The sequence below is a fragment of the Paenarthrobacter nicotinovorans genome, from assembly GCF_007670255.1.
GTDB lineage: Bacteria > Actinomycetota > Actinomycetes > Actinomycetales > Micrococcaceae > Arthrobacter > Arthrobacter nicotinovorans_B.
The window spans coordinates 451,039-471,324 of the sequence record NZ_SZVS01000001.1; the positions used below are offsets into that span (position 1 = coordinate 451,039).

Sequence of the window (20,286 nt, forward strand, 5' to 3'; positions counted from 1 at the left end):
CGTCTGCCGGCGGCTTTCCGCTGCCGTAGAAGTTGCCGTGCGCGGTGGTGCCGCGACTGACGGTGCTAGTTGTCCTTCTTGTCCTCTTTGTTGAGGCGCGCAATGGTCTCTTCCGGCGTCTCGCCGGCCGCCGGGGTTTCGGGGCCCGTTGCGGTCAAGGAAGAAGCGTCATCCGGAACCACAGGGGCTTCCTCGGGAGTCGCCTCAACAACCTTGGTGACAGCCTGACGGTGAACCGTGGCCTCGTTGCCCGGGGAGAGCTCGATAACGACCTTGTTCTCCGCTTCGTCGATGGACACGATGCGGCCAAAGAGGCCGAAGCTGGTCATGACGTCGACGCCCGGAGCAAACTTGGCCTGCATCTCAGCCTGCTGCTGCTGGGTCTTCTTGTTGCGGCGGAACATCATGAAGACAAAGAGTCCAAGCATGACGAACAGCAATATGGTCATTGGATCCACAGGGAAGTTCCGTTCTGTACTTACGTTTTGGTTCACGGCAACGTCCCTGGCAGATCCGCGAGGCTGGCGCATGGATCAAGGACTCGAACGTGCCGAGCGTCATACCAGTCTAGAGGGAAAAGCTGAACGCAGCGTGTTAACCCGCAGTATCTACGCTTTCGGCGTGGTTTTCGTCGTCGTCAAACAGCCCAAGGGTCTCTTGTCCGAACACACCGGCCGGCACGGCGTACCCCAGATGGGTCCAGGCGGACGCCATTGCAATCCGGCCGCGGGGCGTCCGGCCCAGAAGGCCCTCCCGCACCAGGAAAGGCTCCGCTACCGTCTCGACGGTCTCAGCCTCTTCCCCCACGGCAATCGCCAGCGTGGACAGTCCCACCGGACCGCCGTTGAACTTGGTAATAAGCGCTTCGAGGACAGAGCGGTCCAGCCGGTCAAGGCCGCGTTGGTCCACTTCGTACATATCCAAGGCAGCCGAGGCTGACCGGGCGTCGATTTGGTCGATGCCGTGAACCAGTGCCCAGTCGCGGACACGCCGAAGCAACCGGTTGGCGATACGCGGTGTTCCGCGTGAGCGGCCGGCAATCTCCGTGAACCCGGCCGAGTTCACCTTCAGGTCCAGCAGCCCTGCCGAACGGCGCAACACAAGTTCGAGTTCGGCCACTGAATAGAACTCAAGATGACCGGTGAAACCGAAGCGGTCCCGCAGCGGACCAGGAAGCAGTCCGGCCCGGGTCGTGGCTCCTACCAACGTGAAGGGAGGCAGCTCCAGGGGAATGGCCGTGGCACCGGCACCTTTGCCCACCACGATATCCACGCGGAAGTCTTCCATGGCCATGTAGAGCATTTCTTCCGCAGGCCGGGACATGCGGTGGATTTCGTCCAGGAACAGGACCTCGCCTTCGGAGAGGGAGGACAATATTGCTGCCAAGTCCCCGGCATGCTGGATGGCCGGTCCGCTGCTGATGCGCAGTGGAGCATTCATCTCGGCCGCAATGATCATGGCCAGGGTGGTTTTGCCGAGTCCGGGGGGACCGGACATGAGCACGTGGTCGGCACTGCGGCCGCGCATTTTGGACGCCTCGAGGACCAAGGCAAGCTGCTTGCGGACCCGGTGCTGGCCCACAAAGTCGTGAAGGTTCTTGGGACGGAGAGCCGCCTCGATGACCCGCTCTTCCGGTTCCTCTCCCCCGCTGACCAGTGACTGCTCAGCCACGGCTGCCTACGCGGTTGCCGGCGCGGGCGCCGTCCTGGCCAAGCCACCGCAGCGTGGCCCGGAGAATCTGTGCGACGTTACCGGCATCCACCAATTCGGGTGAGTCGGCCATGGCTTTGTCGATGCTTCCGTTGGCGTCCTTCTCCGACCAACCAAGGCTGGTCATGGCGGCCACCACCTGCGGCTTCCAGTCAGCCTTGACAGCGGCTGCGGGCGCGGCCGCGGTGCCTGTGCCATGCGGGACCAATTTGCCCGCAAGCTCAAGGACGATCCGGCCGGCAACCTTTGGCCCGATACCGGGAACTTTCGTGAAGGCCTTGCCATCACCGGTATGCGCTGCAACGCGGATGGCTTCGGGTTCGTGCACTGCGAGCACGGCCAAAGCAAGCCGGGGTCCGACCCCGCTGACGCTGAGCAGGACATCGAAAACTTCCCGCTCGTCGTCGTCGGCGAAGCCAAAGAGTGTCAGGGAGTCCTCGCGGACGATCATCGAGGTAAAGAGCTTTGCGTCAGCCCCTACCTTCAGATGGCTCAGGGTCTGCGGCGTTGCGAACACGCTCATGCCCACACCGTTGAGGTCAATGACGGCGCTGGACAACCCAACGTGGGCTACGGTTCCACGAAGAAAACTGATCAAGACCCGGCTCCTGAAATACTGCCTGCCGGGACGCTGGGAACTGCGGCCACGGCTGACTATCCGAACATATCTACGAATACCCTAGCAAGGACGCCGGGGTATCAGCGTGCACGGCGCGCTTTGGCTTCGGCATCCGCCCACGCTTTCTGGGCCGGAGTCAGTGTGCCGCCGCCTGCCGCGCCGCCCGCTGTTCCCATCCCGCTTCCTGCGCGCCAGGCGTGCGTCAAGGCAAGGGCAAGGGCATCTGCGGCATCGGCGGGCTTGGGGGGTGCATCCAGGCGCAGGATCTTGGTGACGAGCTTCGTGACAGCATCCTTGTTCGCCGACCCACTGCCAGTGACGGCCGCTTTCACTTCCGACGGCGTATGGAGGGCCACCGGGATACCGCGGCGCGCCGCGGCGGCAATCACGACGCCCGAGGCTTGGGCGACGCCCATGACGGTGCTGACGTTCATCTGCGAGAAGACGCGTTCGACGGCGACGACGTCCGGCTTGTGCAGGTCAAGCCACTCATCGATGGCTTGGGCTATGACCAGCAAGCGCTTGTCCAAGGTCAGTTCCGCCGAGGTTCCCACGACACCAACGGCCACCATGGTTGCCCGGCGGTTCCGTTCAATGTCCACTACACCGATGCCGCAACGGGTAAGGCCCGGATCGACTCCCAATACGCGAAGAGTCAAGTCCGGGCCTTCCTGTTTGTCATCAATACTTGGTGCTGCCGCGCCTACTCGGCGTCGAGGGCAGCCTGCACTTCCTCGCTGAAGTCCGCGTTGCTGTAGACGTTCTGGACGTCGTCCAGGTCCTCAAGTGCGTCGACGAGCTTCATGAACTTCTTGGCGCCATCGATGTCCAGGTCAACCTGCATCGACGGGACAAACTCTGCTTCGTCGGTTTCGTAGTCGATCCCTGCTTCCTTGAGGGCATCCCGGATGGCCTGCAGATCCGACGGCTCCGAGTGGATCTCCCAGTTGTCGCCGCTGTCCTTGACTTCCTCCGCACCGGCATCCAGGACGGCCATGAGGATGTCGTCTTCGCTGAGGCCGTTCTTTGGCAGAACCACAACGCCCTTGCGGGCGAACAGGTAGCTGACGGAGCCGGGATCGGCGATGGTGCCACCGTTGCGGGAGATGGCCAGACGTACCTCGGACGCTGCCCGGTTCTTGTTGTCGGTAAGGCATTCGATCAGCAAAGCCGAGCCCTGGGGGCCGCGGGCTTCGTACATAATCTCGGTGTAGTCAACCACTTCACCGGTGAGGCCGGCACCGCGCTTGATGGCACGGTCGATGTTGTCGTTGGGGACCGAGGTCTTCTTTGCCTTGGTGACGGCGAGTTCCAGGCCCGGGTTGCCGGCCAGGTCGGGTCCACCCATGCGGGCAGCGACTTCGATGTTCTTGATCAGTTTTGCGAACGACTTTGCACGCCTGCTGTCAATGATGGCTTTTTTGTGCTTGGTGGTCGCCCATTTGGAGTGGCCTGACATGCTTTACGCTTCTCCTCTGATCATTCGAATAAAGAGTTCATGCACACGCTTCTCCCCTGTCACTTCCGGATGGAAGGAGGTGGCCAGCAAATGGCCGGAGCGCACTGCAACAATTCTAGCCACTCCATGCAAAGCCGGCGTGTGGCTGGCGTGGTCGGGATCCACTTGGGCCAGAACGTCTACGCCCTCACCCACACGCTCGACCCAGGGTCCGCGGATGAACACGGCGTGAACGGGATCCACCCCGTCCTGTCCCGCACTGAAGTCGAGCCCCTTGAAGTCGAGGTCCGTCTCGAAGGACTCACGCTGGCGGCCGAAGGCATTCCGGCGCACAGTGATATCGAGGCCACCGAAGGTCTGCTGCGGGTTTCCCTTGAGGTCGGTGGCGGGGTCCGCAATTTCGTTGGCCAGCAGAATCATTCCTGCGCACGAGCCGAATACCGGCAGACCATCCGCGATCCGCTGTTGAATCGGCTCGCGGACTTCGAAGATCCGGGACAGTTTGTCGATCGTGGTGGATTCGCCACCGGGAATGATCAGGCCGTCGATGTCGTCCAGCTCTGAGGGCCGGCGGATTCCCACGCCTGTAGCTCCCGCAGACTCCACGGCGTGGATGTGCTCACGAAAATCGCCTTGGAGTGCCAGTACACCGATCCGGAGGCCTGTACCCACACGTGATGAAGCATCGGAAAGGGGGTTGGTCATTGGTCCATCATAGTGGTCCCTGTGCTTTGGGCAGTGTCCCGGAGCAGCCCGGCACCCGCGGCGACCCGGGTTCCATGCCCCGACTGGGATATATTACAGAGCATGCTTTCCTACAGCGTCCCCCTCGGCAAGCTGGTCCGCACACTGTCCCGGCTAAGGGGCGGAGGCTCAGCGTTCCCCGGCTTGGTGGTCGAGAAAATCGATCCCCGTTTCATGCAGCGAACGCTTGCGTCGTTGCCCCACGGCGTAGCTGTTGTCAGCGGCACCAACGGCAAGACCACCACCACGAAAATGGTGGTGGAACTCCTGGAGAGCCAAGGCCTGAAGGTGTTCACCAACCGCACCGGCAGCAACTTCACCCGTGGCGTGGCAGCTTCCCTGCTGGGCGAGGTCGACTGGCGGGGCCGGCTTGATGCCGACATTGCAGTGCTCGAACTGGATGAAGCGCACGCTGTGCATTTCGTGAACAAGGTGCCTCCCCGTTTCAGCCTCCTGCTCAATGTCCTCCGGGACCAGCTGGACCGCTTCGGCGAAATCGACAAGACAGCCCGCCTCCTTGAACACATCGCCTCCAGGACGACGGATACGGTGGTCCTGAACCGCGAGGACCCGCGCGTAGCGCGAATCGCCAGCACCATCAACAGCCTCGACGCCGTTTACCACCCCAACGTCCGCTACTTCGGCCTGGACGAATCGCTTCGCAGCACGTTCCCGAACGACGACGAGATGCGGTCCGGAAGCGGCCCCTCACCGTCGGGAACGTCGGTGGCCGCAGCGCCGGGCGAGGCAGTCGATTTGCCGGATGCCGACGTCGTACTTCGCCGGGTAGGCGCCCAGGACGCCGACTTCGAGTTCGACGGCAAGACCGTCACCACCACCATGAAGCTCCGTGGGGTCTACAACATCTTCAACGCCGCCGCCGCGTTGTCGCTGACTCGTGCGGTGCTGGGAACCGGCCCCGTTGACACCCCGAAGCTCGTCAAAGCGTTGGGCAACGTGGCACCGGCCTTCGGACGCGGCGAAAGCCTGACTGTGGACGGCCAACCCCTTGAGCTTGTGCTGGTGAAGAACCCCAGTGGTTTCCGGCTTGGCCTGAAGTCCTTCCCGGCCGGCGGCTACGCAACCATGATCGCCATCAACGACAACTACGCCGATGGCCGGGACATGTCGTGGCTGTGGGACGTCGAATTCGAGTCCCTGCGTGATGGCGGCGTCGAAGTCCTCACCGGTGTCCGCGCTTACGACATGGCCCTGCGCCTCCAGTACGACGACGTTCCGTTCGGCACGGTTGAACCGGACATCACAGCAGCCTTGCGTACGTTCATCGACGGTTCACGGGGTAAGCCCAAGCGCATCTTCTGCACCTACACATCAATGCTTGCAATTCGCCGCGAACTTGCCAAAATCACCATAGTTGAGGTGGTCTCATGACCTCGGAAACCCAGCCCCGGGCCGCATCCGGCCAGGCTTCACAGCCCAGCAAGGGCACCATCCGCGTACTCCAGCTGTACCCACGGGAAATGAATATCTATGGCGACTGGGGCAACGCCCTGGTCCTCAAGCAACGCATCAAGTGGCACGGCTACACGCCGGAGCTCCTCGAGTACAACGTCGGCGATGAATTCCCGGAGGACGTTGACATCATCGTAGGTGGCGGCGGGCAGGACAGCGGCCAACTTGTCATCCAGGATGATCTCCAGGCGCGTGCGGAGCAATTGCGGGAGCTCGCCGACGACGGCGCTCCCATGTTGGTGATCTGCGGCCTCTACCAACTCTTTGGCAAGTTCTTCAAGACCAGCTCGGGACCCACCATCCCCGGCATCGGCATCCTGGACGTTGAAACCCATGGCACGGACGAACGCCTGATCGGCAACGTCATCATGAAGTCCGCTGAGTTCGGCGACATCCTGGGCTACGAGAACCACAGCGGCCAAACCACCCTGGGTGCCGGCGTCGAGCCTCTGGGGACCGTTACGAAAGGTGCCGGCAACAACAGCAAGGATGGCCACGAGGGCGCCCGGTACAACAACGTTGTTGCCAGCTACCTGCACGGTTCCCTGCTGCCGAAAAACCCGGCCATCGCGGACTTCCTGATCAGGACGGCAGCCGAACGCAAGTTCGGTACCTTCGTGCCGGGAACGCCCGACGACGACTACGCCCGCCTCGCGCGCGAACACGCCGCGCGCCGCCCGAGGTAAGCGTCACTTTTCCTTCGTGATCAGCAGTTCATGGGCACCGGCATTCGCGGCGCCCATGGACTCAACCACGGTTTTGGTTCTTTGGCGGGTTTCGGCGTCCGCGGCGGGCGTGGCACATACGCCCTGCGGCGCATCGCTGGCCACTGAACACCACCGATAGGGATCCCGGACAATCACTGAGGGCGCCCATGCCAGATCCGAGGCAGTCCAGGTACCGGCCGCATTTTGGCTGAACTGCGCCCTGACCAGCAGTCCTTCATTGTTCACCACGTACCACGGTGACAACTCTGTGATGCCATTGCCCAGACCGTAGACGATCCACGTGCCTTTATAGTTCTCGATGGGCAGCACTGAGTGGGTGTGGTGCCCGTAGATCATGGTGAACTGTCCGCTGTCCACGAGTGCGTGGGCTACCTCCTGCTGTTGGGCATTGGGTTCACTGGCGTACTCGTCTCCCGCGTGCATCACTCCCAGCACGATGTCCGCGCCGAGTGACCTGGCTTGGGTGGCCTTGGCGATCATGGTCGCGGGGTCCAGTTCGTCCACAAGCCATGGATACTCCGGGATCTGGCCGTTGTGCCCGTAGGTCCCTTCGATGACGGCTACCTTGGCGGCGTCCGTTTGCAGCATCAAAACTTCCTTAGATGCTGCTTCCGTCCGGTAGGAGCCGGTATGCTTCAAGCCTGCCGCGTCCAGGGCATCCAGGGTTCGCAGCAGCCCCTCGGTGCCACGGTCAATTGTGTGGTTGCTGGCGGTGGTGCAGGCCTGGTAGCCGAGGTCCTTGGAAGCTGTGACGATTTGTGGCGGTACGTTGAAGGAAGGGTAGGCGAAAAAAGGCCCTTCGGGCGTGGCCACGGGAGTCTCCTGATGGCAGATGGCGAGGTCGCTGTTCCTGATGTAGCGCCGCTGTCCTTCCAGCAGTGGCACAAAGGTGTAGCCCGGCTGACCGGCGGCAGCGGCGTCGGCCCTTGCCTGCTGCCACAACTGGGTGTGGACCAGCATGTCGCCGGTCACGGTGATCGAAGTGCATCGGAGTTCCGCGCAGGCGGGTCCCTTCCCCGGGGTCGGGTTTGGGGGCAGGCGTGCGTGTGGGTGAAGGTGACTCACCCGCCGGAGCCGATGCAGCGGTGCTTGGTCTGGGATCGTTGTTCTCGGCGATGACGCCGCAGGCACCCAACGCCATGGCGAGGACCAGGGCGAGTGTCGGCAGGGCTGCCCGGCGTGAGCGCTGCCATCCGGTACCAGATGTGATTTTCCCCATGCTTTTCATCCTACGGTGAACACGAGCCGAACCAGGCGCGCCACCCTTGAGGACACGATCCCTACGTGAAAGAGTCACTTCATGACCAACCCCCTGCTTAGCCCCAGTCCCCTGCCGTACGGACTCCCACCGTTTGCCGGCATATCAGCTGTTCACTACGCCGAGGCAGTCAACGCCGGACTGGCAGAGCATCTGGAGGAAATCAACGTCATCGTGGCCAACCCGGACCCCGCAACGTTCGAGAACACCGCCGTAGCCATGGAACGTTCAGGCCTGCTCCTGAACAGGGCAGCAGCCGCCTTCTTCACAATGGTTTCGGCCCACGCGGACGACGACATCAGAGCGCTCGAGACCGAGCTGTCCCCGAAATTCGCGGCCCATCAGGATGCCGTGTTCATGAACCGGGGCCTGTATGAACGCTTCTCAGCGATCGACGTGGCGGCCCTGAATGCCGAATCAGCCCGGCTGGTGGAGGAACACCTCAAGGAGTTCCGCCAATCGGGTATCCAACTCGACGATGCCGGGCAGGACCGCCTGCGTCAGGTTAACGCTGAGCTCTCACGGTTGGGAACCGACTTTGGCCAACGGGTCAAAGAGGCCATGAAATCTTCAGCGCTGCTTCTTGAGGATCTGGAAGACCTCGCCGGCCTGCCGGAGGAGGACATCGCCGGCGCCGCCGAAGCAGCCAGCTCTGCGGGCCACGCCGGCAAATACCTGCTCACCCTGATTCAGCCCAGTAACCAGCCTGCCCTCGCCGTCCTCGAAAATCCGGGCATCCGGCGTCGTTTGTACGAAGCCTCCCTCGCTCGGGGCACCGATGGTGGACCGTTGGACGTCCGTGATCTGGTGTTGGCCACTGTCCGTTTAAGGGCAGAAAAGGCCAAGTTGCTGGGCTTTGCGAACTTTGCCGAGCTGGTGGTGGATCAGCAGACCGCGCCTGGTTTTGACGACGTCCACGCCATGCTGCAGCGGTTGGCACCAGCCGCCGTCCGCAACGCCGGGGCCGAGGCTGAGGCGCTGGCCGAGGCAGCGGGCAGGAAACTGGACCCGTGGGACTGGCCGTACTACTCGGCCCGGGTCCGCAAGGACAAATTCGAAGTGGACGAACAAGCCCTGCGTCCCTACTTTTCCTTGGACAGGGTGCTCCACGACGGCGTCTTCCATGCCGCGACCCAGCTCTACGGGATCACGTTCCATGAACGTATGGACCTGGACGGTTATCACCCCGATGTCCGGGTGTGGGAAGTCCGCGACGAGGACGGGAAGGGACTGGGCCTCTTCCTTGGCGACTATTACACCAGGGCGACCAAACGTGGTGGCGCGTGGATGAACTCGCTCGTGGAGCAGTCCACTCTTCTTGGTACGCAACCGGTGGTCATCAACAACCTGAACATCACCAAGCCGGCGCCCGGCGAGCCCACGCTCCTGACCCTCGATGAAGTCAGGACGGTGTTCCATGAATTCGGCCACGCCCTGCATGGCCTGTTTTCACAAGTCACCTACCCGCGGTTCTCCGGCACCTCGGTGCCCCGCGATTTCGTGGAATACCCTTCGCAGGTCAACGAAATGTGGATCATGTGGCCGGAAGTACTGGCTAACTACGCGCGGCATCACATCACAGGTGAGGCACTCCCCCAAAACATCGTGGACAAACTCAATGACTCCGTGTTGTGGGGTGAAGGTTTTGCCACTACGGAGTATTTGGGCGCCGCGTTGCTGGATCTTGCGTGGCACGTACTGTCCGAGGCTGACGTACCCAAAGACGTCCTTGCCTTCGAAGCCAGCGCACTGTCCCGGGCCTCGATTGCCCACCCCCTGATTCCGCCGCGCTACCGTAGTGGCTACTTCCAGCACATCTTCGCCGGAGCGGGTTACGCCGCCGGCTACTACTCCTACATCTGGAGCGAAGTACTGGACGCTGACACGGTGGAGTGGTTCAAGGACAACGGCGGGTTGAACCGTGCCAACGGCACCCGGTTTCGATCGGAGCTGCTGGCACGGGGCAACAGTCGCGATCCGTTGGAGTCCTTCCGGGCCTTCCGGGGCCGCGACGCGCAACTGGAACCCCTTCTGAAGCGCCGCGGACTTGAGTAGAACGACGCCGGGCCGGTCACCTTGGTAGGTGACCGGCCCGGCGTCGTACTGCTTTTGCTTGTTACCAGCCGCGCTCTGCGAGGCGGTGCGGCTCGGGGATTTCGTCGACATTGATGCCGACCATGGCTTCGCCCAGACCGCGGGAGACCTTGGCGATCACGTCAGGATCGTCGTGGAAGGTGGTGGCCTTGACGACGGCGGCCGCACGCTCTGCGGGGTTGCCGGACTTGAAGATACCCGAACCGACGAACACGCCATCAGCGCCGAGCTGCATCATCATCGCAGCATCAGCCGGGGTCGCGATGCCACCGGCGGTGAACAGCACCACCGGAAGCTTGCCCGTCGCGGCAACTTCCTTGACCAGTTCGTACGGGGCCTGCAGTTCCTTGGCCGCAACGTAGAGCTCGTCCTCGGGAAGAGCCGAAAGCTTCGCGATCTCAGCACGGATCTTGCGCATGTGACCGGTCGCGTTGGACACATCCCCGGTACCGGCCTCGCCCTTGGAACGGATCATCGCAGCACCTTCGTTGATGCGGCGCAGCGCCTCACCGAGGTTGGTGGCACCACAGACGAAGGGAACGGTGAAGTTCCACTTGTCGATGTGGTTGATGTAATCCGCCGGAGTCAACACCTCGGACTCATCGATGTAGTCCACACCCAACGACTGCAGGACCTGGGCCTCGACGAAGTGGCCGATACGGGCCTTGGCCATCACCGGGATGGACACCGCGGCAATAATCTGATCGATCATGTCGGGATCGGACATGCGGGACACGCCACCCTGGGCGCGGATATCAGCCGGAACACGCTCCAGCGCCATGACAGCCACGGCACCGGCGTCCTCGGCGATGCGGGCCTGCTCGACGTTAACGACGTCCATGATGACGCCGCCCTTGAGCATCTCCGCCATGCCCCGCTTCACGCGGCTGCTGCCCGTGACGCTGTTCGCGGACGAACCGGCTTCGTTGCTTACATCTGGTGTAGACACAAAAACCCCTATGGGTAGATAAACGACCTTCTTGCCGGAGGCACGCGCAGCCAACGACCACATTCAGCGCACACCGGGTTTCAGGTCAAGGTGACCAAGTACTAGTAATAGTAGTCGCAGGATGCATGGCGGAAGTACATTCATTACTGCCCCCTGGGGCAATAAACAGGCGCGTGGTAGGACAGCTGCACAAACCGCCACGGCGAAATCTGGTCAGATGCCAGTTCCCTCGGCTTCAGCCATGGCTTGCCGGCGAACAGTCGCCATTCTTTGGACGATGGTGGCAAAGCTGGCCAGTGCCAGCAGGACAAGGGTCGCGAAAAGCACCACGCGGGGAAGGCCCAGTCCGGTAAGGCCGGTTATCAGGAGGACCGACGCCAAACGCTCCGCACGCTCGGCAATGCCTACGCTTGCGTGGTAGCCAAGTGATTCCGCCTTGGCCCTTGCATAGGAAACGACCATCCCCAGGACCAGGCAAACGACGGCCGCGGTTCCGATCGCAGCATCGCGGCCCCCTGTGAAAAACCAGATGGTGAGGCCGGCAAAAATGGCACCATCGGCCAAACGGTCCAAGGTTGAGTCAAGAAAGTTTCCCCAACCTCCGCTGCGACCCTGCAGGCGTGCCATGATGCCGTCAACCACATCGGAAAAGGCGAAGAGCGCCACGATGACCGAACCCCACCACAAGTGGCCCAGCGGGTACAGGATGAGGCCGCCGAGCACCACTCCGGCAGTGCCCGCAATAGTGACGGCGTCAGGAGAGACGCCCAACCGCAGGAGCCAACGCGCCAGCGGGGTAAACAATGAAGTGAAGAAACCGCGCGCATGCCTATTGAGCATTCGACTCCCCTGGCCAGGCTTCAGCCACGAGTTTGCGGACCTCATCCAGGGTCTGCGTGATGGCTTTGGTCTGGGCAATGATGGGGAAGAAGTTTCCGTCTCCACCCCACCGTGGAACCACGTGCTGGTGGAGGTGCGCGGCGATGCCTGCCCCACCGGTGACACCTTGGTTCATCCCAAGGTTGAAGCCGCTGGGGTTGGAGACCTTGCGCAGGACCCTCATGGCGGTTTGCGTCAAGTCAGCGAACTCGGCCGTCTCCTCAACCGTGATGTCCGTGTAGTCGGGCACATGCCGGTAGGGGCAGATCAGCAGATGACCCGGGTTGTAAGGGAAAAGATTGAGCACCACGTAGCACGTCTTTCCCCGGTGGACGATCAAGGATTCCTCGTCCGAGCGGGTGGGACCTACACAGAACGGGCAGTCGTCCTTGTTCTTGAACTGATCCTGCCCGCCCTTGATGTAGGCCATGCGGTGCGGAGTCCACAGGCGCTGAAACGCATCCGGAACGCCTGCAAGTCCGAAGTCATCGGTTACATCTGCATCGCCCGGAAAGTCAGCTGCCGCGCCTGTGTTCTCCTGCACCGTCACTGTATCCGTTCCGTCAGCTCTCGCGGTTCTTTACGGCGTCGACAATCCTGCGGACCGCCTCTTCCACGGGGACGCCGTTATCCTGGCTGCCATCCCGGAACCGGAAGGACACCGCGCCAGCTTCGGCGTCTTCGCCTCCGGCAATGAGCACAAAGGGAATCTTGTCCTTGCTGGCTGTGCGGATTTTCTTCGGGAAGCGATCCGAGGAGATGTCCACCTCGGCGCGGATGCCTGCAGCCTTCAGCTGCCCCACGACGTCGAACATGTAGTCGTTGAACGCTTCGGCAACGGGAATGCCCACCACCTGGACCGGTGACAGCCAGGCCGGGAATGCTCCGGCGTAGTGCTCGGTGAGGACACCCATGAAGCGTTCAACCGAGCCGAAGAGGGCGCGGTGGATCATGACGGGGCGCTGACGCGTTCCGTCGGCAGCCTGGTACTCCAGTTCGAAGCGCTCGGGCAGGTTGAAGTCCAGCTGGATGGTGGACATCTGCCAGGTGCGGCCCAGGGCATCCTTCGCCTGCACGGAGATTTTGGGGCCGTAGAAGGCAGCTCCACCCGGGTCAGGAACCAGCTCAAGTCCGGAGGCCTCTGCCACCTCCGCCAATGTGCGTGTGGCTTCTTCCCACGTGGCGTCGTCCCCAACGAACTTTTCTTCGTTCTTGGTGGAGAGTTCCAGGTAGAAATCGTCCAGGCCGTAGTCCTTGAGGAGACCGAGGACGAAGTTCAACGTGGTGGTGAGCTCGTCCTTCATCTGCTCGCGGGTGCAGTAGATGTGGGCATCGTCCTGTGTCATGCCGCGCACGCGGGTCAGTCCGTGCACAACGCCGGACTTCTCGTAGCGGTACACCGAGCCGAATTCGAACAGGCGCAACGGCAGTTCACGGTACGAGCGGCCGCGCGAACGGAAGATCAGGTTGTGCATGGGGCAGTTCATCGGCTTCAGGTAGTAATCCTGGGCCGGCTTGCGCACAGTGCCGTCCGGGTTGAGCTCGGCGTCCACCTGCATCGCCGGGAACATGCCGTCCTTGTACCAATCAAGGTGGCCGGAGACCTCGTACAGGTGCCCCTTGGTGATGTGGGGGGTGTAGACGAACTCGTAGCCGGCATCCACGTGGCGCTTGCGCGAGTAGTCCTCCATCTCCTTGCGGATGATGCCGCCCTTGGGGTGGAAGACCGGCAGGCCGGAGCCAAGCTCATCCGGGAAGGAGAAGAGGTCCAGCTCGACGCCAAGCTTGCGGTGGTCGCGGCGTTCCGCTTCGGCGATGCGCTCCTGGTAGGCCTTGAGGGCTTCCTTGGTGGGCCAGGCCGTTCCATAGATGCGCTGCAGCTGCTGGTTGTTCTGGTTGCCCAGCCAGTAGGCAGACGACGAACGGGTCAGCGCGAAGGCGTTGGAGATGATCTTGGTGTTGGGCAGGTGGGGGCCGCGGCAAAGATCGCACCATACGCTGTCTCCGCTTTTGCGGTCGACGTTGTCGTAGATGGTGATGTCGCCGGCGCCCACCTCGACGTTGACGCCTTCCGCGGCGTCCGTGGCATCGTTTTTCTTGCCGAGCAACTCAAGCTTGTAGGGCTCGTTGGCCATGGCTTGGCGGGCTTCTTCTTCGGTGACCACGCGACGGACAAACTTCTGGTTCTGGTTGATGATCTTTTGCATCATCTTTTCCAGCTGGCGCAGGTCTTCCGGGGTGAACGGCTCAGCGACGTCGAAGTCGAAGTAGAAACCGTCGGTGATGTAGGGACCGATGCCAAGTTTTGCGTCCGGGCGCAGCTGCTGCACGGCCTGGGCCATGACGTGGGCCGTGGAGTGGCGGAGGACATTGAGTCCGTCCGGCGATTCAATCGTGACGCCCTCGACGTTCGCACCGTCGGAAAGGGGCTGGTCAAGGTCCTTGAGCACACCGTCAACACGGGCTACAACGACGTCGCGGCGCTCGAAGAAGAGTTCCGCGCCGGTAGTCCCTTCCGTCACCTTGGTCTCTTCGCCATCGACGATGAGGGTGATCTGTTGGGCATCTGACACGGGTGTCTCCTATTCATAGTGAAGGCTTCATAGCTTGTGGCGTACGGGGACCACAGCCAGCCATCGTCAATCGTATCCGCTTCGGCTAGGGCGGCCAAAGCAGCGCGCCGGGGCCGTGATCCGGGGAGGTTCAGCTTCCCAGACCAGTGATGGCAAGGTTCCTTGAGATGCCATGGAGTGGCCCACGGTGCGTGTATTCGGCAGGTGGCTGCTCATCGCTACGCAGGATTTCCGGGTACGGCAAGGTTTCCGGCCTGCCAAGGTCCCAGGCCTTGCTCGCACTCAGGCTGATGCCTTTGGGGCCGGTCCGCCTGGTTGTTCCACGGATTAAAAGCAGGCGTGTTCCGAACAGCAATGGCCCCGATTCTTCCTGGGCTTCGTGGAAGAAGACCGAATCAACGCATCCAGTGCCGTCATCGATGCTGATGAAGACAACACGCCTTCCTCCCCGCATGGGTGGGGTCTGTGTTGCTATGCGGACACCGGCAACCAGTACTTCTGTTCCGTTACGCAGGCCCAGGAGTTTGTCGGCGGTTGTCACACCCAATTTATCCAAGAGCGGGCGGTGGCTCTCCATCAGGTGTTCACTGACATCAACGGCCATCAGATCAAGTTCCGCCCTGACATTCTCGACCATGGTTGGCTCGGGAAGTTCCGGGGCGATGTTCCTCAGCTCAACATCCCCCAGGGCGAATGACAATTGCCCATCGATGACGCCGTTCTGCTTCTTGGAGGGACTGCTTTGCAGCGCCTGGAGATGCTGCACCAGATCGGCCCGGTTGGCAGTTCCCCCCGAGTCTTTGTGAAGGGCATCGAAGGCGCCGAGTTGAGCCAGTCTTTTGATGTTTGGCTTGCTCACCCTCGCCCGGGTGCGCAGGTCGGCCAAGGAATCGAAGGGTTGACCCGCCACGACTCTTTTCAGTTCAGCCCCCGAGAACCCATAGATCCCTGAAAGGCTCAAACGGATTCCGAGTTTTCCGCTATCAGGTCCTTCGAGGATCTTCTCCACCCTGTATTCAGCCTGGCTTCGGTTGATGTCCAACGGCAGGATGGGAATGCCAAGACGACGTGCTTCAGCGACCAACAAGCGCTTGGGGTACATCCCGGGATCGTGTTCCCAGAGCCCGGCCAGAAAGGCTTCGGGATGGTGGGCTTTAAGCCACGCCGATTGGTAGGTAGGTACAGCAAAGGCAGCTCCATGGGCTTTGCAGAAGCCGAAGCTTCCGAAGGCCTTTAACGTTCCCCAAACCTTGTCCACGACCTCAGGCGTGTAATTCCTGATGGCCTCGCGACGGAAATAGCTCTCCACTTCAGGTTCCCGGATTTCATCGCCAAGGGCCCTGCGGAATTCATCGGCCCTGGCCAACCCGCACCCTGTCATGACGTCGAAGGTCTTGAGGATCTGCTCGTGGAAAACTGTCACCCCGTGCGTTTCCTGCAGCACGGGTTTGAGATCCGGATGGGGGTACACCTCCGGTGCGAATCCATGCCTGTGCTCAAGGAAGGGCCGCACCATGTCCGATTTCATCGGTCCGGGACGGAACAACGAAATGTCGATGATGAGGTCGTTGAATTCGCGGGGGGCCATTTTTCCTATGAGCTCCCGTTGACCCGGCGACTCGATCTGGAAGCACCCCAGGGTGTGGGTGCTTCGAATCAGGTCGAAGGTGGGTTCGTCGTCGAAGGGGACGTCGTTGAGCTCAATCCGGCCGTCTTCGGCGATGTAGTCAGGTCCTGTTCCTTCAGGTCCCACAGGGTGGTTTCCCGCTGCAACCACCTCTTCCTTGGAAGGATGGAGCCGGATCACCTCGCGCACCGCGAAGGCCATGGCACTTTGCATTCTTACACCCAGGACATCCAGTTTGAGCATGCCCATGGGATCCATGTCATGTTTGTCGAACTGGCTCATGGGCAGGCCCAGGCCGCTGGGCTGGACAGGGGTCCGGTCAAGGAGTGTCGCATCCCCCAGAATCACTCCACAAGGGTGCATGGAAATATGCCGGGGCAAGCGGTCAAGTCTTTCTGTGAGATCCACCAGGAGATCAAGCTGCTGGTTTTCTTCCATGCCGCCGCGCTCAACCCGGCCGGCAAAGTCGCGGAGCTCGGGCTTCTCCACCAGCGCTTCGCGGAATTTTCTTGCTGAGAACCTCCAGAGCTGCTTGGCGATATCCCCGACCTCGCCCTCATCCATTCCCAGCGCCATCCCAGCGTCCCTGACCGCACCGCGGGCCCTGTAGCCGTTTTGCATGCTCATGAGCGTGACCCGTTCAGCCCCGAACCGGTCGAAGATCTTTCGGTATACGTTGTGCCGTTCAGCGCTTTCGACGTCGATATCAATATCCGGCAGGGTGGAGCGGCGTCCGGAGAGAAACCGTTCAAAAATGAGATCGTGGCGGATGGGATCAACCTGGCTGATGTCGATCAGGTAATTGACCAGGCTGGAGGCACCTGATCCCCGGGCAGCAACCCTGACCCCCATATCGAGGATCATCCGCGAAACCTCGGCAACAGTGAGGAAGTAGGAGCCAAAACCCAGCCCGGCGATGATCCCCAGCTCGTGCTCCAGCCGCGAGCGCAACCGCCTTTCCGCATCACCGCTGATACCTGGGAACCTTCGGGTGATACCGGCTTCACAACGTTGGGTCAGTTCCAGCATGGGGTCGTTGTCGATGCCGATGATGGATGCCTCCGGTACCACGGGTTTTTTCCACCCCATGTCAAGGATGGGGTCCGCGCGGCATTTATCGGCGAGCGCTTCTGTGTTGGCAAGCAGTTTGCTGAGCCCGGATTGCCCCAACCCGGCGGCGTTCATGATTTCCTTGCCGAGCTGGAGCATGTGGCGGGGGCTCTTCAACCAGCCCTGTCCTGTGGGTTGAAGATGTCCTGTGGGTTGAAGGTGCCCTGCAGCGGGGAGCATGGGCTCTGTGGAGAGCTCGGGGAGGGACTTCAAGGTGCGTGCCGAGTCCAGGACATCAGCGGTTGCTGCACCGTCCTGGGCACAATAACGGACTGCGTTGGCCAGGACGGCGGGGACGTTGTGTTCGAGGGCGAGTTTGAGCATGCGTACGGCATGGGCCGTACTGAGCGGCGCCCCGGGTGCGCTGAGGTGCGAGACGATCTCGGCAACCAGCGTTCCCGGTGGCATGGCGTCGATCCATTGTTTGAAAAGGGTCCGTGGCCTGAGGTATTTGCGTCCGCCCATGGCCCGTCCGACATCCGAGTCGGGTCCGATCAGTACGGTCAGCACGGGCTTGAGTGTTGTGGGGTCCAATGTCCTGGAAGCAAGTTCAGCGCGGGTTACTGCAACGGGGACTGCACCCCCGGCTTTGCCCGAGGTGCGGGCATGGGCATCGGATACCAGGCGGCATAGTGCACGGTAACCGGCGCCGTTGTTGTGTCCATGGGCCAGTACGACGACGCGGCCCGCTACTTGGGTGCGGTGGTCGCCGTCGTCGTCGAAAACTGCCAGGTCCACCCCGACGATGGGATCGATGCCTGCGTCCATGCAGGCTTTGAGATGTTTGACTGTGCCGTAGAGTCCGTCCCGGTCTGTGCAGGCGAGCGCCGTAGCTCCGTCGGCTGCTGCGGTTTGGGCGAGTTCGTCGGGCCAGGAGACGCCATAGTGTGCGCTGAAGGCCGTGGAGACGTGCAGATGGGTGAAGCTCAACAGTTCACGCTGCTTCGTCGGGTTCCACGGCGCGGGCTGGTGCGGCGTCATGGATTCGAAGGAGTCGCCAGCGGCCGCTGCCTAGGTGCCGGACAAGGTCCAAGGTGATGGTGTGGTTGTCCTTTTGTCCGGTTTCCAGGGGTTGAAGCTGGACGCGCCAGATTTCGTGGTCAACCAGGCCTGCGCCGGCGCCGATGGGTGCGCGGTGTTCTTCGACCCACCATTGGCGGCGTTCGAACCACCGGACCGGCTCGGTGGTGACGGTGTACAGGGTCCCTTTCCATTGGACTTCCTGCGGCTGGCCTGTTTCTGAGCAGTTGACTGCAACGGACTCGCTGAACAGCCCCATCCCACACCTCACTACGCCGGTTCAATTTATTCGAAAGTATGTTCGAATATTTCCAGTTTACGCCGACGAGAGAACAAAACCTACTTCGATGTTCAGCCCCGCACTGAAGCCTTTGCCACACGTTTACCAACCCGCTTCAGCAACCCGTCGCGCCACGGCTGCATCCCTTGCGCCAGCGCGACGTTTCCCATGAGCGATGAGGCGAGCCTCAGCTGCTGGGTGCGAAGTACGCGCTTCCTGTTGTAGGCCCTGAGGGCTTCATTTTTGGGAAGTTCGTTCAGGAGTGCTCCCAGGGTTACGGCGTCGATCAGCGCTTCGCAAGCACCCCGGCCAAGGTTCGGCGTCATGGCGTGGCACGCATCCCCCACGAGCACCACATTTTCCCGTGTGTACCGGTTCATCGGCGGTGTCGTCCAGATGCGTTGTGCCAGGGAATTGCCAGGGGTCGCCTGGTTCAGAACATCCCTGACGGCGTCCGAGTAGTTGGTGTACCTCCCCCGGGTGATCTCAAGTGCTTCCTGGACGTCTACCTTCTCCGGTCCAAGGTCGGAACGAAATGATGCGTACCAGTTGGTTCCGCCTACGGCCGGGGCCAGCCCAAAGATCTCTCCCTTGCCCCAGTATTCGCCAACGTCCCCGGAGGCGGGCGTACCGGGAACAACTCCCCTGACAGCCAGGAAAGGGGTGGGCCGTGCCGCACTCCGCCGGCCCCAGTGGCTTCGTCGGACGATACTGTTGACCCCGTCCGCCCCCACGGTCAACCAGGCATTGCCCGGAGTAATTTCGGCCCTTCGGTAAACACGTTCCACGGAGGCCGGCACCGCAGAATCGAGCAACTTAAGGAGCTCGGGTCTGGCTATGCCAACTACCCCTTCCCCTTCGATGGCCAGCAGGGCTTCACCCGTGGGGTCGCGCAGGGCTCCTGCGGTGATGATGGACCCACGGCTTCGAACGGCACCGAGGATCCCGATGTCAGACAAAGCACGTTGGGCCTCGCCCCACATGGCCAATGTTGTTCCCACGGCGGGCAGCTCGGGCCTCTGTTCGTACACGGTGACCTCGAACGCGCCCGGGTCGAGCCGTGCTGCGAGCGCCAAGCCAGCTATTCCACCGCCAATGATGTCCACTTTTTTCATGCGCACACTCTACTACTACATTTGTAGTAGAGATAGGTCCGGGAGCTAGACTTTCGCCATGCCCGACCGCCGAACCCAGTTAGCAGATGCAGCGCTCGCCGTCGTTGCCGCCCAGGGCCTGAAGGGCCTCACCCACCGTGCCGTGGACGCACAGGCCGGAGTCGCCGTCGGGACAACGTCAAACTACTTCCGTAACCGCGCGACCTTGGTGGCTGCCGCCGTCGACCGTGTTGAAGAGCTGGACAGCCTCCTGCTGCAGCAGGGCGCAAGGGAACGCCCGACGTCGGTCGCAGCAGTAGCAGAGCAGGTGGCCGGAGCAGTCATGGGACTCGCACAGGAAAACGCCGGACTGACGAGGGCACGCTTCGTTTTCGCGCTGGACCAGCCGGAGGTAGTGGCGGCCGGACACGAGCGGCTGGTATCGGCGTTGGCACAGCTGCTCGAGGCCATGGGGGTGACGGAACCGAGGGCGCGGGCAGAAGCGGTTTCCGATTACAGCGACGGCCTGGTCCTGCACCTGCTGACCTCGAGGAAGGGCCAGGGCATCAGCAAGGAAAGGGTGGCGGAAAACATCAAGCGGCTCTTGGAGGCTTGAGCAAAGGATCACCTGCAGGGGTGGACGGCAGCGGGTCCGCAGAGCAGGATTGT

At 61.9% G+C, this 20,286-nt stretch carries 17 protein-coding genes and 1 pseudogene; 4 read left to right on the forward strand and 14 right to left on the reverse strand.

Annotated elements, in window-relative coordinates:
* Positions 1-65: 65 nt before the first annotated feature.
* From yajC to pdxT, 6 genes are all read right to left on the reverse strand, one after another.
* Positions 66-449: a preprotein translocase subunit YajC gene (gene yajC / locus FDP28_RS02085; protein ID WP_186313473.1), complete on the reverse strand. Its 384-nt coding sequence runs from the start codon at positions 447-449 to the stop codon at positions 66-68.
* Positions 450-594: 145 nt separating this feature from the next.
* The gene (ruvB, locus tag FDP28_RS02090; RefSeq protein WP_144658954.1) at positions 595-1,671 is read right to left on the reverse strand and encodes a Holliday junction branch migration DNA helicase RuvB; all 1,077 of its coding nucleotides are present in this window, start codon (positions 1,669-1,671) and stop codon (positions 595-597) included.
* A complete protein-coding gene (gene ruvA, locus FDP28_RS02095) occupies positions 1,664-2,308 on the reverse strand; it encodes a Holliday junction branch migration protein RuvA (protein ID WP_144658955.1) in 645 nt (214 codons plus the stop codon). The genes ruvB and ruvA overlap by 8 nt, the downstream gene beginning before the upstream one ends.
* A 101-nt stretch (positions 2,309-2,409) precedes the next feature.
* Positions 2,410-2,988 carry a crossover junction endodeoxyribonuclease RuvC gene (ruvC, locus tag FDP28_RS02100; RefSeq protein WP_144658956.1) on the reverse strand — a complete coding sequence of 193 codons (579 nt, stop codon included), beginning with the start codon at positions 2,986-2,988 and terminating at the stop codon, positions 2,410-2,412.
* A 44-nt stretch (positions 2,989-3,032) separates the two neighbouring features.
* Positions 3,033-3,788: a YebC/PmpR family DNA-binding transcriptional regulator gene (locus FDP28_RS02105; protein WP_144658957.1), complete on the reverse strand. Its 756-nt coding sequence runs from the start codon at positions 3,786-3,788 to the stop codon at positions 3,033-3,035.
* A gap of 3 nt (positions 3,789-3,791) precedes the next feature.
* Positions 3,792-4,493: a pyridoxal 5'-phosphate synthase glutaminase subunit PdxT gene (gene pdxT, locus FDP28_RS02110; RefSeq protein ID WP_144658958.1), complete on the reverse strand. Its 702-nt coding sequence runs from the start codon at positions 4,491-4,493 to the stop codon at positions 3,792-3,794.
* Positions 4,494-4,595: 102 nt separating this feature from the next.
* Here pdxT and FDP28_RS02115 point away from each other — a divergent pair, with 102 nt between their 5' ends.
* Together FDP28_RS02115 and FDP28_RS02120 are read left to right on the forward strand one after the other, a co-directional pair.
* Positions 4,596-5,924 carry a Mur ligase family protein gene (locus tag FDP28_RS02115; RefSeq protein WP_144658959.1) on the forward strand — a complete coding sequence of 443 codons (1,329 nt, stop codon included), beginning with the start codon at positions 4,596-4,598 and terminating at the stop codon, positions 5,922-5,924.
* The gene (locus FDP28_RS02120; RefSeq protein ID WP_144658960.1) at positions 5,921-6,691 is read left to right on the forward strand and encodes a type 1 glutamine amidotransferase; all 771 of its coding nucleotides are present in this window, start codon (positions 5,921-5,923) and stop codon (positions 6,689-6,691) included. Before FDP28_RS02115 ends, FDP28_RS02120 begins: the two co-directional genes overlap by 4 nt.
* Before the next feature lie 3 nt (positions 6,692-6,694).
* Here the strand turns inward: FDP28_RS02120 and FDP28_RS02125 are convergent.
* Positions 6,695-7,961: pseudogene (locus FDP28_RS02125) on the reverse strand (CapA family protein).
* Between the two features lie 72 nt (positions 7,962-8,033).
* Here FDP28_RS02125 and FDP28_RS02130 point away from each other — a divergent pair.
* On the forward strand, positions 8,034-10,046 hold the full coding sequence (locus FDP28_RS02130) for a M3 family metallopeptidase (RefSeq protein WP_144658961.1): 2,013 nt from the start codon (positions 8,034-8,036) through the stop codon (positions 10,044-10,046).
* A 61-nt stretch (positions 10,047-10,107) separates the two neighbouring features.
* Here the strand turns inward: FDP28_RS02130 and pdxS are convergent, their stop codons facing one another.
* From pdxS to FDP28_RS02165, 7 genes are all read right to left on the reverse strand, one after another.
* Positions 10,108-11,034 carry a pyridoxal 5'-phosphate synthase lyase subunit PdxS gene (gene pdxS, locus FDP28_RS02135; protein WP_144658962.1) on the reverse strand — a complete coding sequence of 309 codons (927 nt, stop codon included), beginning with the start codon at positions 11,032-11,034 and terminating at the stop codon, positions 10,108-10,110.
* A 213-nt stretch (positions 11,035-11,247) separates the two neighbouring features.
* Entirely contained in the window at positions 11,248-11,874 is a 627-nt protein-coding gene (gene pgsA / locus FDP28_RS02140; protein ID WP_144658963.1) for a phosphatidylinositol phosphate synthase, read from the reverse strand.
* Positions 11,864-12,457 (reverse strand): HIT family protein, encoded by a 594-nt coding sequence (locus tag FDP28_RS02145; RefSeq protein ID WP_144658964.1) that lies wholly within the window; start codon positions 12,455-12,457, stop codon positions 11,864-11,866. Before FDP28_RS02145 ends, pgsA begins: the two co-directional genes overlap by 11 nt.
* Positions 12,458-12,476: 19 nt before the next feature.
* Positions 12,477-14,486 carry a threonine--tRNA ligase gene (thrS, locus tag FDP28_RS02150; RefSeq protein ID WP_144658965.1) on the reverse strand — a complete coding sequence of 670 codons (2,010 nt, stop codon included), beginning with the start codon at positions 14,484-14,486 and terminating at the stop codon, positions 12,477-12,479.
* Between the two features lie 130 nt (positions 14,487-14,616).
* Positions 14,617-18,153 carry a DNA polymerase III subunit alpha gene (locus FDP28_RS02155; protein ID WP_144658966.1) on the reverse strand — a complete coding sequence of 1,179 codons (3,537 nt, stop codon included), beginning with the start codon at positions 18,151-18,153 and terminating at the stop codon, positions 14,617-14,619.
* Positions 18,154-18,157: 4 nt separating this feature from the next.
* Positions 18,158-18,502 carry a DUF6504 family protein gene (locus tag FDP28_RS02160; protein WP_144658967.1) on the reverse strand — a complete coding sequence of 115 codons (345 nt, stop codon included), beginning with the start codon at positions 18,500-18,502 and terminating at the stop codon, positions 18,158-18,160.
* Positions 18,503-18,594: 92 nt separating this feature from the next.
* The gene (locus FDP28_RS02165) at positions 18,595-19,644 is read right to left on the reverse strand and encodes an FAD-dependent monooxygenase (RefSeq protein WP_144658968.1); all 1,050 of its coding nucleotides are present in this window, start codon (positions 19,642-19,644) and stop codon (positions 18,595-18,597) included.
* 52 nt (positions 19,645-19,696) lie between these two features.
* On the opposite strand from FDP28_RS02165, the gene FDP28_RS02170 reads away from it, so the two are divergent.
* Positions 19,697-20,233: a TetR/AcrR family transcriptional regulator gene (locus tag FDP28_RS02170; protein WP_144658969.1), complete on the forward strand. Its 537-nt coding sequence runs from the start codon at positions 19,697-19,699 to the stop codon at positions 20,231-20,233.
* Positions 20,234-20,286 lie beyond the last annotated feature (53 nt).

Coding starts and splice junctions, on each gene's coding strand:
- FDP28_RS02160 (WP_144658967.1), bottom strand. CDS start 18,502: ATGGGGCTGTTCAGCGAGTCCGTTGCAGTCAACTGCTCAGAAACAGGC.
- pgsA (WP_144658963.1), bottom strand. CDS start 11,874: ATGCTCAATAGGCATGCGCGCGGTTTCTTCACTTCATTGTTTACCCCG.
- FDP28_RS02130 (WP_144658961.1), top strand. CDS start 8,034: ATGACCAACCCCCTGCTTAGCCCCAGTCCCCTGCCGTACGGACTCCCA.
- FDP28_RS02120 (WP_144658960.1), top strand. CDS start 5,921: ATGACCTCGGAAACCCAGCCCCGGGCCGCATCCGGCCAGGCTTCACAG.
- FDP28_RS02170 (WP_144658969.1), top strand. CDS start 19,697: ATGCCCGACCGCCGAACCCAGTTAGCAGATGCAGCGCTCGCCGTCGTT.
- pdxT (WP_144658958.1), bottom strand. CDS start 4,493: ATGACCAACCCCCTTTCCGATGCTTCATCACGTGTGGGTACAGGCCTC.
- FDP28_RS02115 (WP_144658959.1), top strand. CDS start 4,596: ATGCTTTCCTACAGCGTCCCCCTCGGCAAGCTGGTCCGCACACTGTCC.
- yajC (WP_186313473.1), bottom strand. CDS start 449: ATGACCATATTGCTGTTCGTCATGCTTGGACTCTTTGTCTTCATGATG.
- FDP28_RS02105 (WP_144658957.1), bottom strand. CDS start 3,788: ATGTCAGGCCACTCCAAATGGGCGACCACCAAGCACAAAAAAGCCATC.